We start from the raw sequence: 16,531 nt of genomic DNA on the forward strand, positions 1-16,531 counted from the left end.
GGAGATTTAACTCCTAACAAAATTCCTAATCCATCTAATTCCATCCCCCAAAATTACATGGTTTTTTTAATTTCCACTAATTTAGGCGAAGAACCAAAATTCTTCCAATTTTATTAAATGAAGACCCGAAAATTCTAGGTAGTCCAATGATTTGATAATATAATGATAAAGGTTTTATTACTGTTAAAACAAATATGTACTCCTTATCTTCAACATTGGTGTAAATCAAGAAGTTTCTGTTTTTATCAACATTATCAATTTTTATGTCCTCGTTAAATAAATTATTGGAGGCTTTTATCTTTTTTATTAATTCATCATCATTAAAATCATATTCCCAAATGAATGAGGAACTATTGACTAAGTTTAATTTATTATTGCTAATTATAAAGCAGTAGATATCTTCTATTAACTCTGATTTCATATAGGTATTGACGGATTTTATCAATTCACTATATATTTTATAGGGCCTTTTTAAGTATTCTTTTTTGATATAAAAACTATCAATTATGTCATTCAGTTCTTTTCTGAAATTACTTAAATCAACTCTTAGAGATGTGTACCAATTTATTACCCACAATATAATAATAGGTACTAAAATAGGTGTGTTTTTCTGTAGAACTAAAACATTATATTGATGGTCAAATTTACAACTTAAAATAAGGAAAGATAATATTGTAAACAAATATAGTAATGGTGATTTTTTTTTCCCTGAAAAATTTATGCTGTTTATTATTGGTAATATTAATAGGGAATAAATCAAAATTTGAGTAGGGTCTTTTCCAAAACTAATAAATATTAAGAATAGAAAATCATTTAGCATTCTTAGAATAGCTAGTAAGTGACAGATATATAGTAAAATAAATAAAAATTACTGCATAGTACACGAAACTATTAAATTCATTATTAGCGAAATTTATAACAATAATTGAAAATATAATTATTATGATTCTAAATAATATTGAATTAATTCTTCTTTGGATAAAATCCAATAGTTCTGAAGTGTTCATGATGTTAATATTTTATCTGAAATCTTAATGTAAATGAAATTTATGAGGAGAATAGCAAATAGTATCTTACCAAATACTATTAGTAGAAGACCAAAATAGTTGTTAGGTGTTATCGTTAATTTATTATCTAAATCTACAAATAATGTGAGAACGTTTAATATATGATTGATGGTAAAATTATCTGAGTATATTTCATATGTTATTTTGAAAAGTTCAAAACTAGCGTTGTAAGCAGGTAGTAAGATTATGTTAATTAATATAAATATTAGAATTAATGAAAGCAGTAAGTTAGTGGTGCTTTTACCACAAATTAAAAATATCCCATAGATATATTTGTTCTTTTTTTTCAATTTAAAAATTTCCTCAATTTTGAAGTTGTGCTTTTTGGTTAAAAACCAATTTTGATTGACTTCGGGTAATTCTTTTGTGGAATTTAAAATAATATAGTCGATAATTGAAACTTTTTGATCTAGTGGTAATAGATTGATTAATGTTAATATTTTATCATAATTAATATTATCATATCCATAATTGGCGCTTTTTAGGTGTCTTAAATAATGGTAAATAAATAACTTAATATCTTTATATATGTATTCATCTAAGTTCGCTTTCTTCTTTAAGAAAATTAAATTGTATAAAATATTAGATTTTTCATCATCTGAAATTTCTGTACGCAATCTATATTCTTCAATGTCTATTTTTCGTTTTATATTTTTCATTTGAGGAAAAATTCAGTAGCAATTTGTAATATTTTTTTCAAATATATAATTTAATAACTACAGATGTTAAATTAAGGAAAAATAATCTCAGACCAAATTGATATATTAATTATAACTAAAAGATTATTCGGAGTGTAGTAAATTGTTCGTCTCATAATAAGCAGTCTCTCTCCTCAAACCCAGAAATTCTAATGTTATTGGATCTTTAATGATTTCTCTCGCATCGCTGGGGTATTTTTCTACTTTGGCAACGGCCAATACGCTTTCTTTGTCATTGCTTAATAAAAGACGTTCATATAAGGAACTATTAATTTGGCGTTCCATTTGTCGACCAGTCCAATGATTTTTGATGCTTTCGGCGATATAGAACGTTCTTTTATCTTCATCGGTTAGTGCAATTAATATCCTATACTGTGACCAATTCAATTGTGAACGCACTGCGTTCACAATTGGGAAAGTTTTATAAAACTGGATAAATTGATATAATTGTCTGGAACTATAACCACTTCCGAAGATAGGTTTAAGGTTGGTGCTTAAGTATTTAACTACGTATTGACCATAATCTGCTCTATCTTTTCCTTCTTGTTGTTCTTCGAATATGTGTTTCCCAATATTCCAATAAAGCTGTACTCGATGAAAATCTATCGAACGAATGGTATTTTCTTTGGTACTATCAATAAGTGATATAATGGTTTTTAGGAGTACAGTATTTTCGATTTCAGACATATCGTAATTTTTGTTTTGAATTGCGAACGCAATGCGTTCGCAATTGATTTAATCTGTAATTATCAGATTTATAAGTTAAAGCATAGTAAATATATTAAAAATAAATGAGTGTAAAATAGACAAACAATGCAATTTACTAAATGAATTTGCTAGTTTAAATAGTAGTTTGTTTGGCTTCGTATAGGTGTGAGTAAATCGGTTCAAATGGCCCTAATCGCCTTTCTAAAAAGACAATAAATTAAATCCAAATTACATTCCTTTTTTTGTAAATTTGCACACGCTAATTTTTGACAACGATTTCATTGTTAGTGCTTACTTATGGAAAATAGAAAAAAAGTTGCCTTTTATACTTTAGGATGTAAACTGAACTTTTCAGAAACATCAACAATTGCACGTAATTTTCAAGACGAAGGTTTTGATCGTGTAGATTTTGAAGACGTTGCAGATATGTATGTTATTAATACCTGCTCTGTAACCGAAAATGCCGATAAACAGTTCAAACAAGTGGTTAAGAAAGCCATGAAACTCAACGACAAAGCTTTTGTAGCGGCGGTGGGTTGCTATGCACAGTTAAAACCAGAAGAATTGGCTGCTGTAGATGGTGTTGACTTGGTGCTTGGAGCGACGGAAAAATTCAAAATCATGGATTATATCAATGATTTGAGTAAAAATGATATGGGCGAAGTACATTCTTGCGAAATATCCGAGGCCGATTTTTATGTGGGCAGTTATTCTATTGGTGACCGTACTCGTGCTTTTTTGAAAGTGCAAGATGGTTGCGATTACAAATGTACCTACTGCACGATTCCGTTGGCGAGAGGAATTTCTCGTTCGGATGAATTGGAGAATGTATTAAAGAACGCAAAAGATATTTCAGCGCAAAACATTAAAGAAATTGTGCTTACTGGAGTAAATATTGGTGACTACGGAAAAGGGGAATTTGGAAACAAAAAACACGAACATACTTTTCTAGAATTAGTACAAGCCTTGGATGAGGTAGAAGGAATTGAAAGATTACGAATTTCGTCTATTGAACCGAATTTGCTAAAGAACGAGACGATTGAATTTGTTTCGAAAAGTCGTACTTTTGTACCGCATTTTCATATTCCGTTGCAATCGGGGAGTAATGATATCCTAAAAGCAATGAAACGTCGTTACCAACGTGAGGTTTATACTGAACGAGTAAACAAAATTCGTGAAGTGATGCCACATGCGTGTATAGGTGTAGATGTGATTGTTGGTTTCCCTGGAGAAACGGACGAGCATTTCTTAGAAACCTATCATTTTTTGAACGAAATGGATATTTCGTATTTACACGTATTTACTTATTCTGAAAGAGACAATACCGAAGCAGCAGCAATGGAAGGAGCTATTCCTGCCAATGTACGCGCAAAGCGAAGCAAAATGTTGCGTGGATTGTCTGTAAAAAAGCGTCGTGCTTTTTATGAAAGTCAGTTGGGAACACAAAGAACGGTTTTATTCGAATGTGAAAATAAAGAAGGCTATATTCATGGTTTTACAGAAAACTATGTAAAAGTAAAAACGCCATGGAATCCAGAATTAGCAAATACACTTCAAAATATAAACCTGACTCATATTGATGAAGACGGGGCAGTAAGAGTCGAATTTGTTACTGAAGAAGTGGTTTAAGAAAAAAATATTTTTTATTAACGATTTTTGATTTTTGAAGTTGACATTTGATTTTTGAAATTGAATTTTGAAAAAAGGTTCACGTTGTTTAAATATAAACTTCGTGAACCTTTTTTTTACTTTGCGAATCTTTGCGAAACAATACTAACTACTCCACCGCTTCAACCAATCTCACAAATTCTGCGCGGTAACCGTCTCTATCATTCGATAAACCTTGTTTTGCTAAAGTTTCTATCGAATTTGTTTCTTTATTCGAAACTAATTTGGAATCTCTTAATTTCAATCCAAACCAAGCTACGGCACTGCTGAATTTAAAATCATCAGAGGTGCTTTTTGCAGTTTGATTGGCGATGGTTTCTACCATTTCGATGCTTTTTTCTCCATCTGGTTTTTTATAGCGAAATTTTATCGTTGCCAATTCATTGCTAAAATTCGAGTTGTTTGTTGTGGCTTGTGAATATTTTAAATCCGAAACAAGGTAGTCACTTTCAATTCCAGTTGGAATGATTTCGTATAAAGCGGTTACCGTATGACCACTTCCCAATTCTCCTGCATCAATGGCGTCATTCTTAAAATCTTCGGGACGTAATTTTCTGTTTTCGTACCCAATCAATCGGTAGGATTGAACGTGTTTGGGGTTGAATTCAATTTGAATTTTCACATCTTTTGCGATAGCAAACATCGAACCTTTGAATTCTTTGCTCAAAAAGCGATTGGCTTCTTGAATGTTGTCAATATAAGCATAGTTTCCGTTGCCTTTATTGGCCAAAATTTCCATTTTGCTGTCCTTGTAATTTCCCATTCCGTAACCAAGGCAGGTTAGGAACACACCTGATTTTCTTTTTTCTTCAATCAAGGTTTCCATGTCTTTGTTGGCAGAACTTCCCACGTTAAAATCACCATCGGTTGCCAAGATGACACGGTTATTCCCTCCTTTTATATAATTTTCTAAAGCCGTGTTGTACGCCAATTCAATTCCGGCTCCGCCAGCTGTACTACCACCAGATTGCAGTTTATCCAGTGCATTGATAATCGTTTGTTTTTGGTCTCCAGCAGTAGGAGGCAAGACCAATCCCGCTGCACCGGCATAAACCACAATGGCTACTTTGTCTACTTTACGCAATTCGTTGACCAATATTTTGAACGATTGTTTCAGTAATGGTAATTTGTTGGCATCACTCATAGAACCCGAAACATCGATTAAGAAAACCAAATTGGAAGCAGGCAAATTATCCGTTGGAATGTTTTTTCCTTGCAAACCTATTTTTAGCAATTGGTGTTTTGGATTCCAAGGGCAATTGCCGTATTCGGTATTGATAGAAAACGGGTCTTGGTTTTTGGGTTGTGGGTAATTGTATTTAAAGAAATTCATCATTTCTTCTACACGCACTGCGTCTTTGGGTACTGCTTGTCCGTTGTTAATCATTCTGCGGATGTTTGTGTAAGAGGCATTGTCAACATCAATAGAAAAAGTCGAAAGCGGTGCGCTTTTTGGCTTTTCAAATTGATTTTCGACAAAACTGTCATAATCCTCTTGGTTGGGAGTACTTGGAATTGTTGGCGTGATATTTAATTTGTCGAGTTCTTTTTTTAACTCTTTTTCACTTAAACCTTTGTATTGGTTATTTTTTGTCGAAATTAAAACTACTCCATTTGAACCTCTGTTTCCATAAATGGCACTTGAAGCAGTGTCTTTTAAGACATTAACCGTTGCAATGTTTTTTGGGTCTATTTTAGGTTCATTTTCATAAGGAACGCCATCAACAACGTATAAAGGTTGGGCCGTACTTACCGATTGAACTCCTCTAATCATAATTGCTGACGGTGCGTTTGGAGCATGCATAACCTGCAGTCCTGCTGCGCGACCATCCATCGCATTGCTGACATTTTTAACAGCACTGCTTTGGAAATTCTCTGCTTTTAATGCCGCAACAGCTCCTGTGAGTTCTTTCTTTTTTTGAACGCCATAACCAATAACAACAACTTCATCCAATGAATTTTGATTTGCAACTAGTTGTACGTTAATCGTTTTCTGATTCGTTACTTTGATGGTTTGCGAGTTGTAACCTAGGTAACTGAATATCAATTGTTCTCCGTTTTGAGCAATGATACTGTAGTTCCCGTTATAATCTGTTTGCGCTTTGGTTTGAGAACCTTTTATTATAACGATCGCACCTGGCAAAGGTTGTTTGGACTCGTCTGTTACGGTTCCTGTAATTGTGATTTTTTGTCCAAATGTAAGTACAGAAAAAAGCATAGCAATGGCTAATGAAAGAAGTTTTAGACTTTTCATGACGTTGTTTTTTAGAATGTTAGTATTGTGATTTCTGAATTATTTCGAGAGCGGTTTTCCGTTTTTGGTGGCGATAATTACGACTCCTTTTTTTCCTTTTTCGCCATATTTTTCAATGGCTTGTTCGTTTTGTAAAATAGTAAGTGATTCGATTTTTTGTTTACTTAAAGGTGCATACGGACTCGTTGGATTTTTTCCAAACAGGGATTCTTCATCATATTCAACACCATTGATGATGTAGAGCGGTTCGTCTAGGACTACTAATGATTCTATTTCATCTTCGTATTTATCACTAATGGCATCTTTTGCATCTGCCACCGATTTGTATTTTTTACTCGAAACCAAATCACCATTCATGACTACAAGTGGCGCATTTGCGGTAACCAATTTTTGCTCCTCGGCAACCATTGTAGGTGCAGCATTTTTATCATAATAGCTATCTACTTCTCGTGCTTCATAAATTCGACCACGATTAAATTGGCTACTGCTTTTGGCTTGGCTTTGTCTTGCTATCTTCGCTCTTTCCAATTCCATTTGGTTTTCTGCTTCCGACGCTTTTACTTCTTGTAATGCAATAGCTTCTGTTTTTGCAGTTTCAGATGTTTTTGCAATTTGCGTTTGCTGTTCGATTACTTTTTTAATTTGTATTGTATCTAATAAGGTTGTTGATTCCTCTTTATCTTCAATTGTTTTGATAGGTGCACTTTCTTGAACAACAATCGTTTTTTCGAGTACTGGAACAATTGTTTTTGATTTGGTTAATTGATAGCCTAATGAAACTACTAATAATACAGAAGCTGCAATCGCTAATTTTTTCCACACCTTGGTTTTGGTAACCAACACTTTTTGGTCGAGCTTTTCGTCTACTCTCGCCCATACTTTGTCCATGCCCGGAAAGGCTTTGTTTTCGGCTTGTTGAGCAGCCTCTTTGATTTGGTTGAATAATTTATCTTGATTGTCCATGACTAATTCGATTTTTTGTAATACAGTTTATTTACTAATTCTTTCAACTTGGTTTTGGCGGCATTCAGTTGTGATTTGGATGTGCCTTCCGAAATTTGGAGCTGTTGGGCAATTTCTTTGTGCCCGTAGCCTTCAATCACAAACAGATTGAAAACAGTTTTGCATCCTTCTGGAATTTGGTTGAGTAATTGCAATAAATCTTCTTCTTCAAGATGGGTATCCTCATCAGTAAAAGGCAATGCAATGGTTTTGACATCGTCCAAATACATATTGAAGTTGGTTTTCTTTTTGATGGTTGCTAAACATTGATTCACAGCAATCTTGCGTGCCCAAGCTTCAAAAGCACCAATTTCTTTGAGTTGGTCCAATTTGGTAAATAGGATAAAAAAAGTATCCGCCAAGGCTTCCTCGATTTCTTCTTCGTTTTTCAGGTAGCGTTTACAACTCGCATAGAGTTTGGGGGCAAGGAGTTCATACACCTGACGCTGGGCGTCTCGTTGCATTTTTTTACACGCTAATATTAGATTTTCGTTTATCACAATAGTGTCTTTACTAATAAAGAGAGTAAATTAATCAAAAAGGTTGGGAGAGGAGTGAAAAAAAGTTTTAATTAATGATTTTTGATTTATTCCGAGAATGTGAATATTGTGCTTTAAATTGATTTTTGAAGTGATTTTTGATTTTCTAGAATCTAGTTGATACCGTTTGTCTCGCTGAAAGCGTGTCGAGATATGTGAGCAACTTTGCTGAGATGCTATCAGCGAGACAAATAGTTACGATTATTATTTTGAGGATGATGTTTTATTTTTGAGATTTACATTTGCCAGATGATTTTAAACAAAAAGGTTCACAAAGTATAAAATAATACTCTGTGAACCTTTATGTTTTTTACGAATCTCTGCGTAATAATCTACGGATTAGTAGACCAAATGCTACTATTCTTAATAAACACGCGACGGTTTAATTTCAACTGTGCTACAATCAATTCGGCCATATCCTCAGATTGCATTACTTTATCAGGGCTTCCGTCAGTAAGGTTTAAGTCTTTGGCCATTTCAGTAGCAACAGTGCTAGGAGTTATAGCAGTCACGCGTATGTTGTGCTTGCGTACTTCCTGCATCAATGAATCTGTCAATCCCAAAACAGCAAATTTTGAAGCACTGTAAGCACTCGTCACTGCATTTCCATTCAATCCAGCAGTCGACGAAATATTGATAATGTCACCCGTTTGTCTCTCAATCATGTTTGGCAATAGGGCGCGAGTCACATAATAAGTCCCCATTAAGTTCACTTGTATAATACGTTCCCAGTCCGTAACTTCCATTTCCATAAATTTACCAAAAGCTGCAATACCAGCGTTGTTGATCAAAATATCGATAGTCTTAAATTCGGCTAAGGCTTTCTCAGCAGCAGCATTCACCGATGTAATATCTGATACATCGGCAGTTATTGCTAATGTTTTTACACCAAATGGAGCAATTTCTGCCGCTACGGCATCAATATCTGCTTGTGTACGTGCAACCAAAACTACATTCACACCTTCTTTGGCAAGCGCAATGGCTACAGCTTTTCCTATTCCTTTTCCAGCTCCTGTAATTAGAGCATTTTTATTTTTTAAGTCAATCATTTTAGTCGTTTTTAATTCACAAACAAAGTTACGGTTTTGATATCGTCAGTAGAATGAATGGATGTGAAATAAATGATAATTTTTAAAACCTACTCCTATAATCATGTTGATTTGGGCGTGCCCCTTCGTAAAAACTACGGGTCGGGCTGTACATTGCAAGTCCTCAACAAGTTCCGCTATCGCTGCACTTGTTTGTGGGCTTTCCATTTCCATCCCTCACGCAAAAACACAGGGTGAAAAACTGAGAATTCAATAACTTTTTTTGAAAATCCTGTAACAAAACAGATCTGCTTTCAATTGATCTTTGTACTATAAACCGAAAGTTATGAGAAAGTATATAATGTTAACGTCGTTGGTGGCTATTCTGTCATTATCCTGTAAAAATATTGAAACAAACAACGACCAAAATACCAACAAAGTTCCAAGTGATACCACAGCTGACCAAAAAAATAGTACTGTTGAAATCCGTGAAAAACTCGATGGAATTCAATATAAGATGATGAAAGGTAAAACATGGTTGAAGGCAAATGAAAAAAATGAAGCCGCATTACAAATCGTAATGGATGCTAACCGTACTGATAAATTAAATTTAGCAAAAATGGATTCGATTATCGTTCCTAATAAATTGGATGGTAAAAGAGAGGACTACCTTCCTTTTCCTTTACAGGTACAAGCGTTGAAGAATGTGGATAAAATTATATTTTTTTCTTATCCAACGCAGACTTTTGCTGCTTACAAAAACGGAAAACTTGCTTATACTGGACCAACCAATATGGGGCGCGAAAAAGATCCTACACCAACAGGACTATTTTTTACCAATTGGAAAGCCGAAAAAACAAATAGTACTTTTAATGATGAGTGGGAATTAAAATGGAATTTCAATATCGAAAATAAATTAGGTGTTGGTTTTCATGAATACCAATTACCAGGATATCCTGCTTCACATTCTTGTTTGAGATTACAGGAGAATGATGCAAAATATTTGTACGAATGGGCAAATCAATGGGTGCTTGCAGATAAAGAGAATGTAAAAGCCAAAGGAACTCCTGTAATTGTTTTTGGTGAATACCCCTTCAAAGGTAAAAAACCTTGGTTGCAGTTATTGACTACTCCAAAATCTTTTGAAATTTCTGAAGATGAAATTACGCAACTTGTGGCGCCAAAAATGGAAATGATTCTCAAGGAACAAAACAATAGTAAGCTTGTAGCACAAAATAAGGAGTAAATTAATTTTTTTTGGGGTGAAAAGCGACTAGTTTTTTAACTAGTCGTTTTTCTTATTTTAAGTAGGCTTATTTGTTTTTGAAAAAGGTACTATAACCAAAAATAATTTTGTCCCAAATGCATAGCCCTGATTGTAACGGAAATACTTTGAAAAGGAATTGTGTTTTTTCTGGGAGAAACAAAGCGACCAGAGGAAGCTCTTGTGGTGACCTAAGAAAAAAACAATTGCTTGATAAGTATTGCAGTGGAAAGCAGGAATTTGCTCCTGAAAAATATTATATTTACTTGAATTAAATTGTATAGAAATGAAATCGATAGATCCAAAAGACTTTAAAGTAACAGCACCAATTCGCCTGAAAGATTTACCAACAGACTTGAGAAATAAAGCAAGTGATGATGATAAAGAGGATAAGTTGGATGGCGTTCGGGAAAAATTGAGTGAACTACAAGACGTCATGTATGCACACAATCGCTATGGAATATTAATTTGCTTGCAAGGTATGGATACCTCGGGCAAGGATAGTTTAATTCGTGAGGTTTTTAAAGAATTTAACCCGAGGGGTGTTGAAGTACATAGTTTTAAAACGCCAAACTCAACCGAATTGGAACATGATTATTTATGGCGTCATTATATTGCTTTGCCAGAAAAAGGTAAATTCGCAATTTTTAATCGTACGCATTATGAGAACGTACTGGTTACCAGAGTACACCCAGAGTATATTCTGAATGAAAATTTGCCTGGAATTGAAAATGTACAAGATATTACGAATCACTTTTGGGAAGAAAGGATGGAGCAAATTAATAATTTTGAGAAACATATCAGTCAAAACGGAACAATAGTTTTGAAGTTTTTCTTTCACATGAGTAAAGATGAGCAACGCAAGCGCTTGTTACGACGTTTGGAAAATGAAGAACACCACTGGAAATTTTCGCCTGGAGATTTAAAGGAACGTGAGCATTGGGACGAATACATGCAATATTATGAGGAAGCAATTAATAAAACGGCCAAAGAAAACGCTCCTTGGTACATTATCCCGTCAGACGATAAAGATATGGCCCGTTATATTGTTGCAGAAATAATATGGGAAGAAATGCAAAAATACAGCGATATAAAAGAACCTCCGTTGGACGATAAAGTGAAAATGAATTTTGCGATGTACCGCGATCAATTGAAAGAATAATGTAAAAGCTGTTTCAATATAGATATTGAAACAGCTTTTTTATGTAGTATTATCTTTTGAAACAGATTTTGATTACAAATAAGAGTCCTATGAAAATTAGAAAACCTATAAGTACTTTATAATTTCCTTTGTAGTATATCTTGTGTAGCGCCGTGTCTTTGCGGTAAGAATAAATAGCGGCGATTACAAAAGCAATAAAAAAACATACGGCAAATATTAATTGTCCTGAACTAAACATAGTTGTGATTTTTTTTGCAAAAGTACGCAATTGTATAGTAATTGTTGCTAATTTGGCTTTCCAAATAAAAGTTAAAAAATTATGCAAAAACAATTAGAGTCGGTTAAAGAATTTCATACAGCTTTCAAAATAGGACATAGCGAATTACCTATTGCCAACCTGCCAGAAGAAAAGAAGATTTTGCGGTATAACTTGATGAAAGAGGAAAACGAAGAATACCTTGAGGCAGTTCAGAATAATGATTTGGTTGAAATTGCTGATGCTCTTGGGGATATGATGTATATTTTGTGCGGTACCATTATTGAACACGGTTTACAATACAAAATTGAAGCAGTTTTTGACGAGATACAACGCAGTAATATGAGTAAGTTAGGCAAGGATGGCAACCCAATCTACCGCCAAGATGGTAAGGTATTGAAGGGACCACAATATTTCAAACCCGACTTTTCAAAAATATTAGACAAATAAAAAAGAGCGATTTTCATGTAGAAAATCGCTCTTTTGGTATGTTATAAACAAGTAACTAAGATACTTTAACTGTCCACCCGTAAGTGTCTTCGATTAATTTGTGTTGCATGTTTGTTAATTTTTCTTTTAACTGTAAAGCAATAGAATCAGTTACTGTAGGTAATTCAAAATATTCATCTCTGAATGAGAATCCAGAAATTGGACTGATTACAGCTGCTGTTCCTGCACCAAAAATTTCTTTTAATGTTCCGTTTTTGGATGCTTCTATAAGTTCAGAAACCAGTACTGGTCGCACTTCTAGGTCAATACCTTCTTTCTTAGCCATTTCAATTAAACTCTTTCTGGTTACACCATCAAGAATTCTTTCACTTGCTGGAGCAGTAAACAAAGTATCATTGATTCTAAAGAATACATTCATTGTACCTGCTTCTTCCAATTTGGTATGTGTTGCATCATCTGTCCAGATAATTTGTTGGAAACCTTGCTTATTAGCCAAAGCGGTTGGGTAAAATTGTCCAGCATAATTACCAGCAGTTTTTGCAGCACCAATACCACCGTTGGCAGCACGGCTAAAATGTTCTGCGATCAAAACTTTTACCTCGCCTGAATAATACGCTTTTGCAGGAGAAAGAATAATCATGAACTTATAATCATCGGATGGATTTGCAATTACACCTTCGCCAGTTGCAATTAAGAAAGGTCTAATGTACAATGTGTTTCCTAATCCTTTTTTAATCCATTCCTTGTCCAATTTCAATAATTCATTCAGTCCACCCATGAAAACTTCTTCTGGAACTTCTGGCATTGCCATACGTACTGCTGAAGAGTTGAAACGGTGAAAATTTTCTTCGGGTCTAAACAACCAAATTGAATCTTGTTCATCTTTGTAGGCTTTCATACCTTCAAAGATGGCTTGGCCATAATGAAATACACGTGCTGAAGGGTCTAACAAAAAAGGTGCATAGGGCTTAATGACGGGTTTTTGCCATTCTCCATTTTTGAAATCACACTCCAATAAATGATCTGTAAAGACAGAACCAAAGTTAATGTTATCAAAATCAACTTGGCTGATTTTTGAAGTTGCTACTTTGTTTATTTCAATTTTGCTAGCTTGAGTTGTACTCATAATAGGGTAATGTTTTATTTTGTTTTATTTGTAAAAGTAATTCGTTGTAGTTCCTACTTTATGATTGGTACTTCAAGAAACTTTTAGTCAAAGCAAAAATAAATAAAAAAGAACAATAAGGACGATGTCGAGCTATTAAAAAAAATAAAAAGGTTATTAATTATTTATATTTTAATTTTTTTTATGAATTAGCGCTATTTTGTAGTGAATAAGTAAAAAACTAGTTATTTATTTAACTATGTGTTTTTGTTTTGGTTAATTTTGTAGCGTTTCCTATTCGTGGAGACTTTAATTTAATTTATTTAGTATTTTGGAAAGAGAGATTGTACAAACTGAAGACGGTTCGACTACTATACATATAAAAGAATGGAATGAAAACTACCACTCCAAGCACGGCGCCATTCAAGAAGCTCAACATGTTTTTATAAAAAATGGGTTGTCGTTATTTCCCAATCAATCCCTTTCTATTTTGGAAATAGGATTTGGTACTGGCTTGAATTCGTTTATTACTTATCTAGAAAGTAAAAAAATGAACCAAAAAATAAATTACACTGGGGTAGAAGCTTACCCAATTACAGATGCCGAATTGCAAGCGATGAATTACGTCCAAGAATTACAAGCGCAAGATTACCAATCTGTTTTTGATACTATGCATGATTCAATTTGGGGAAAAGAGACGACAATAGATTCTTCTTTTTCTTTGATAAAAAGACAACAGTTTTTTGAGGAAATTGATGACATAGAGAAATTTGATCTGATTTATTTTGATGCTTTTGGTTACCGAGTGCAACCTGAATTATGGAGTACTGAGATATTTCAAAATATGTACAATTCATTGATAGACAATGGTGTGTTGGTTACTTATGCTGCTAGAGGTGTGGTGAAAAGGAGTATGATCGAAGTAGGTTTTACAGTAGAAAAGCTAGCAGGACCTCCAGGAAAAAGAGAAATGTTCAGGGCTACAAAAAAAAGTAAAGCTTTATAAATAGTACAGTTGATATCAAAAAAATACGTTAAATAAAATAAGAATTATAAGTAAAAGGTGTATTTTTACGCTGAGGATAAATTATAAACACCAATTTTTCAGTTATGTCTAAAGTAATGTTTGACTACACAAAATCTATATTAGAAAGAGTAAGCTTTGATCCATTATTGTTTCGTAAGGAACTGCAAAAAGCAATCAAAACATTATTGCCTTTTGAAATGGAAGAATTAAGAAAATGGCTTTATGAATTCGTATTAGAAAAACCAGAATTACAACAATGTTTATTAGTTGTTAATTCATGATATATAAAAAAAGGAACCAAATAAGGTTCCTTTTTTTATGGAAAATAGTTTGGTAATTCTATTTATTTTTTTGTAAAGGACTGATTATTTGTACATTTTGAAATACAATTGCACCTTTAATAACTCCAGCAATCGTGCTGCGTAAAGCATCAATAATTTGTATTTTAAGTTCGCTTTTTGGGTAAATTAAACTTACTTCTCTTGCTGGTTTTGGCGCTACAAAATGACGTAGTTTCTGTTTATCGGTTTCTTTTAGGTCCAATGTATGCAAGAAAGGAAGTAATGTAGTTCCTAATCCTTCATCTGCTAATTTTATCAATGTCTCAAAACTTCCGCTTTCAATCTGAAAACGATTTGTATCGTTGTTAGTACTGTTTTTGCAGAGATTTAATATTCCGTCTCTAAAACAATGACCGTCTTGGAGCAGTAAAATTTCGTCCAAATTTAAGTCGGATACTTCAATTTCCTTTTTTTGAAAATGTTCATGATTTTCGGGGATATAAGCAACAAAGGGTTCGAAGTACAATACAATCTCTTTGATTTTTTCTTCCATCAAAGGGGTTGCTGCAATGGCTGCATCAAGATGTCCATTGTTTAATTTTATAATGATTTCTTCCGTGTTCAGCTCTTCAATAATCAATTTTACTTTTGGATACTTTTTAATGAAATTAGAAAGAAACATCGGTAATAAAGTAGGCATGATGGTAGGGATGATTCCTAGTCTAAATTCACCTCCAATAAAACCTTTTTGCTGCTCAACGATATCTTGAATGCGATCTGCTTCGTTAACTATATTTTTAGCTTGGTTAACGATTTTTTGACCAATATCAGTTAATTGGATGGGTTTTTTTGATCGGTCAAAAATAGTAATACTCAATTCTTCTTCAATTTTTTGAATTTGCATACTCAATGTTGGTTGCGTAACAAAACATTTTTCGGCAGCAAGAGTAAAGTTCTTGTGTTCTGCTACCGCAAGAACATATTTTAGTTGGGTAATTGTCATTGATAGTATTTTTTGATGCAAAGATAAAAACTATCAATTTAATTTATAGCTTTTTCACTTCTTTTATTGATAAATTTGTATTTATAAATAATAAAAAAGAAAATTATGAAAACAAATAGTATAGGATTGGCTGTTGATGAATCAGTTGTAATGGTAGAAGAGTTAAATGTTTTGTTAGCTAATTTTCAGATTTATTATCAAAATTTAAGAGGACTGCATTGGAATATAAAGGGGAAACGTTTTTTTGATCTTCATGTTAAATTTGAAGAACTATACAATGACTCACAATTAAAAATCGATAGTATTGCAGAACGTATTCTTACTTTAGAGGGAGTGCCATTGCATACTTTTGAAGATTATATAAAAAAATCGGTTATTGTTGTAGGTAAAAATATATCAAATGATGAGAAAGCGATACAACTTATTGTAGATTCATTATCGCAATTATTAAATCTAGAGCGTAAGATTTTAGGAGATGCTTCGAATATAAATGATGAAGGAACAAATTCGATGATGAGTGATTTTATTGCAGAGCAAGAAAAAACTACATGGATGATGAAGGCTTGGTTGTCTTAATAAGTCTGTAATTAGAATAATTAAGAGTCTAGGGAAGTAAACTTAGGAATTGTGTTAATTTTTTTTTAATTTTATAAAAATGACTTGTTTTTTTTTGAATAAGTATACTTTTGTAACAATGAAATTAATCGCTAGACTTTTATTTTTTCTATTTGTCACCTTTCTGTTAACGCCAACAATAATAACGTTAATTGAAAAGGGGTGTGATATTTCTTATTTTTATAAATACTCAGAAGAAGAACATTCATATAATAAAGAGGTGAAAGTTATTGCTCATGCAACCATATTTCATCCTGAGCTTTTAGAATTAAAAATTTATAAATCAAGTTTAATTCTTTCTGAAAATTTATCAAAGCATGATAAGGTTTTAACAAAAATATATTCTCCCCCTCCAGATTTAGCATAATACATTTCGTTTTTTAAGTTTAAAATGTCAGTAGTTT

The 16,531-nt window shown here is 33.1% G+C and carries 18 protein-coding genes; 8 read left to right on the top strand and 10 right to left on the bottom strand.

What is annotated here, in order from left to right:
- Positions 1-76: 76 nt before the first annotated feature.
- The 3 genes from M2326_RS07385 to M2326_RS07395 form a co-directional block, all read right to left on the bottom strand.
- On the bottom strand, positions 77-421 hold the full coding sequence (locus M2326_RS07385; RefSeq protein WP_264618920.1) for a hypothetical protein: 345 nt from the start codon (positions 419-421) through the stop codon (positions 77-79).
- Between the two features lie 582 nt (positions 422-1,003).
- A complete protein-coding gene (locus M2326_RS07390; protein ID WP_264618921.1) occupies positions 1,004-1,726 on the bottom strand; it encodes a hypothetical protein in 723 nt (240 codons plus the stop codon).
- Positions 1,727-1,849: 123 nt separating this feature from the next.
- The gene (locus tag M2326_RS07395; protein WP_264618922.1) at positions 1,850-2,452 is read right to left on the bottom strand and encodes a DUF1016 N-terminal domain-containing protein; all 603 of its coding nucleotides are present in this window, start codon (positions 2,450-2,452) and stop codon (positions 1,850-1,852) included.
- 318 nt (positions 2,453-2,770) lie between these two features.
- On the opposite strand from M2326_RS07395, the gene mtaB reads away from it, so the two are divergent.
- A complete protein-coding gene (gene mtaB, locus M2326_RS07400) occupies positions 2,771-4,102 on the top strand; it encodes a tRNA (N(6)-L-threonylcarbamoyladenosine(37)-C(2))-methylthiotransferase MtaB (RefSeq protein WP_264618923.1) in 1,332 nt (443 codons plus the stop codon).
- Positions 4,103-4,250: 148 nt separating this feature from the next.
- Here the strand turns inward: mtaB and M2326_RS07405 are convergent, their stop codons facing one another.
- From M2326_RS07405 to M2326_RS07420, 4 genes are all read right to left on the bottom strand, one after another.
- Positions 4,251-6,395, bottom strand: a complete 2,145-nt coding sequence (locus M2326_RS07405) for a YfbK domain-containing protein (RefSeq protein WP_264618924.1) — start codon at positions 6,393-6,395, stop codon at positions 4,251-4,253.
- Positions 6,396-6,434: 39 nt separating this feature from the next.
- Complete coding sequence (locus M2326_RS07410; protein WP_264618925.1) at positions 6,435-7,358, bottom strand: hypothetical protein; 924 nt, start codon at positions 7,356-7,358, stop codon at positions 6,435-6,437.
- Positions 7,359-7,360: 2 nt separating this feature from the next.
- Complete coding sequence (locus M2326_RS07415) at positions 7,361-7,861, bottom strand: RNA polymerase sigma factor (RefSeq protein ID WP_264618926.1); 501 nt, start codon at positions 7,859-7,861, stop codon at positions 7,361-7,363.
- Positions 7,862-8,268: 407 nt separating this feature from the next.
- On the bottom strand, positions 8,269-8,985 hold the full coding sequence (locus M2326_RS07420; protein WP_264618927.1) for a 3-ketoacyl-ACP reductase: 717 nt from the start codon (positions 8,983-8,985) through the stop codon (positions 8,269-8,271).
- Between the two features lie 325 nt (positions 8,986-9,310).
- Here M2326_RS07420 and M2326_RS07425 point away from each other — a divergent pair, with 325 nt between their 5' ends.
- Together M2326_RS07425 and M2326_RS07430 are read left to right on the top strand one after the other, a co-directional pair.
- Positions 9,311-10,210 carry a L,D-transpeptidase gene (locus tag M2326_RS07425; RefSeq protein ID WP_264618928.1) on the top strand — a complete coding sequence of 300 codons (900 nt, stop codon included), beginning with the start codon at positions 9,311-9,313 and terminating at the stop codon, positions 10,208-10,210.
- Positions 10,211-10,514: 304 nt separating this feature from the next.
- Entirely contained in the window at positions 10,515-11,390 is an 876-nt protein-coding gene (locus M2326_RS07430) for a PPK2 family polyphosphate kinase (protein ID WP_264618929.1), read from the top strand.
- 49 nt (positions 11,391-11,439) lie between these two features.
- Here the strand turns inward: M2326_RS07430 and M2326_RS07435 are convergent, their stop codons facing one another.
- The gene (locus M2326_RS07435; protein ID WP_264618930.1) at positions 11,440-11,628 is read right to left on the bottom strand and encodes a hypothetical protein; all 189 of its coding nucleotides are present in this window, start codon (positions 11,626-11,628) and stop codon (positions 11,440-11,442) included.
- Positions 11,629-11,709: 81 nt separating this feature from the next.
- Here M2326_RS07435 and M2326_RS07440 point away from each other — a divergent pair, with 81 nt between their 5' ends.
- The gene (locus M2326_RS07440; protein WP_264618931.1) at positions 11,710-12,096 is read left to right on the top strand and encodes a nucleoside triphosphate pyrophosphohydrolase family protein; all 387 of its coding nucleotides are present in this window, start codon (positions 11,710-11,712) and stop codon (positions 12,094-12,096) included.
- A gap of 55 nt (positions 12,097-12,151) precedes the next feature.
- On the opposite strand, the gene M2326_RS07445 is transcribed toward M2326_RS07440, so the two are convergent.
- Complete coding sequence (locus M2326_RS07445; protein ID WP_264618932.1) at positions 12,152-13,222, bottom strand: branched-chain amino acid aminotransferase; 1,071 nt, start codon at positions 13,220-13,222, stop codon at positions 12,152-12,154.
- 310 nt (positions 13,223-13,532) lie between these two features.
- On the opposite strand from M2326_RS07445, the gene mnmC2 reads away from it, so the two are divergent.
- The gene (mnmC2, locus tag M2326_RS07450; RefSeq protein WP_264618933.1) at positions 13,533-14,207 is read left to right on the top strand and encodes a tRNA (5-methylaminomethyl-2-thiouridine)(34)-methyltransferase MnmC2; all 675 of its coding nucleotides are present in this window, start codon (positions 13,533-13,535) and stop codon (positions 14,205-14,207) included.
- A gap of 104 nt (positions 14,208-14,311) precedes the next feature.
- Complete coding sequence (locus M2326_RS07455) at positions 14,312-14,509, top strand: hypothetical protein (RefSeq protein WP_264618934.1); 198 nt, start codon at positions 14,312-14,314, stop codon at positions 14,507-14,509.
- A gap of 58 nt (positions 14,510-14,567) precedes the next feature.
- Here the strand turns inward: M2326_RS07455 and M2326_RS07460 are convergent, their stop codons facing one another.
- Positions 14,568-15,512, bottom strand: coding sequence for a LysR substrate-binding domain-containing protein (locus M2326_RS07460; RefSeq protein WP_264618935.1), 945 nt, complete (start codon positions 15,510-15,512; stop codon positions 14,568-14,570).
- 105 nt (positions 15,513-15,617) lie between these two features.
- Here M2326_RS07460 and M2326_RS07465 point away from each other — a divergent pair, with 105 nt between their 5' ends.
- Complete coding sequence (locus tag M2326_RS07465; RefSeq protein WP_264618936.1) at positions 15,618-16,088, top strand: Dps family protein; 471 nt, start codon at positions 15,618-15,620, stop codon at positions 16,086-16,088.
- 118 nt (positions 16,089-16,206) lie between these two features.
- The gene (locus M2326_RS07470; protein ID WP_264618937.1) at positions 16,207-16,494 is read left to right on the top strand and encodes a hypothetical protein; all 288 of its coding nucleotides are present in this window, start codon (positions 16,207-16,209) and stop codon (positions 16,492-16,494) included.
- Positions 16,495-16,531: the final 37 nt, after the last annotated feature.

Source organism: Flavobacterium psychraerolatum (genome assembly GCF_025960985.1).
In the GTDB taxonomy this organism is placed as follows: Bacteria; Bacteroidota; Bacteroidia; order Flavobacteriales; family Flavobacteriaceae; genus Flavobacterium.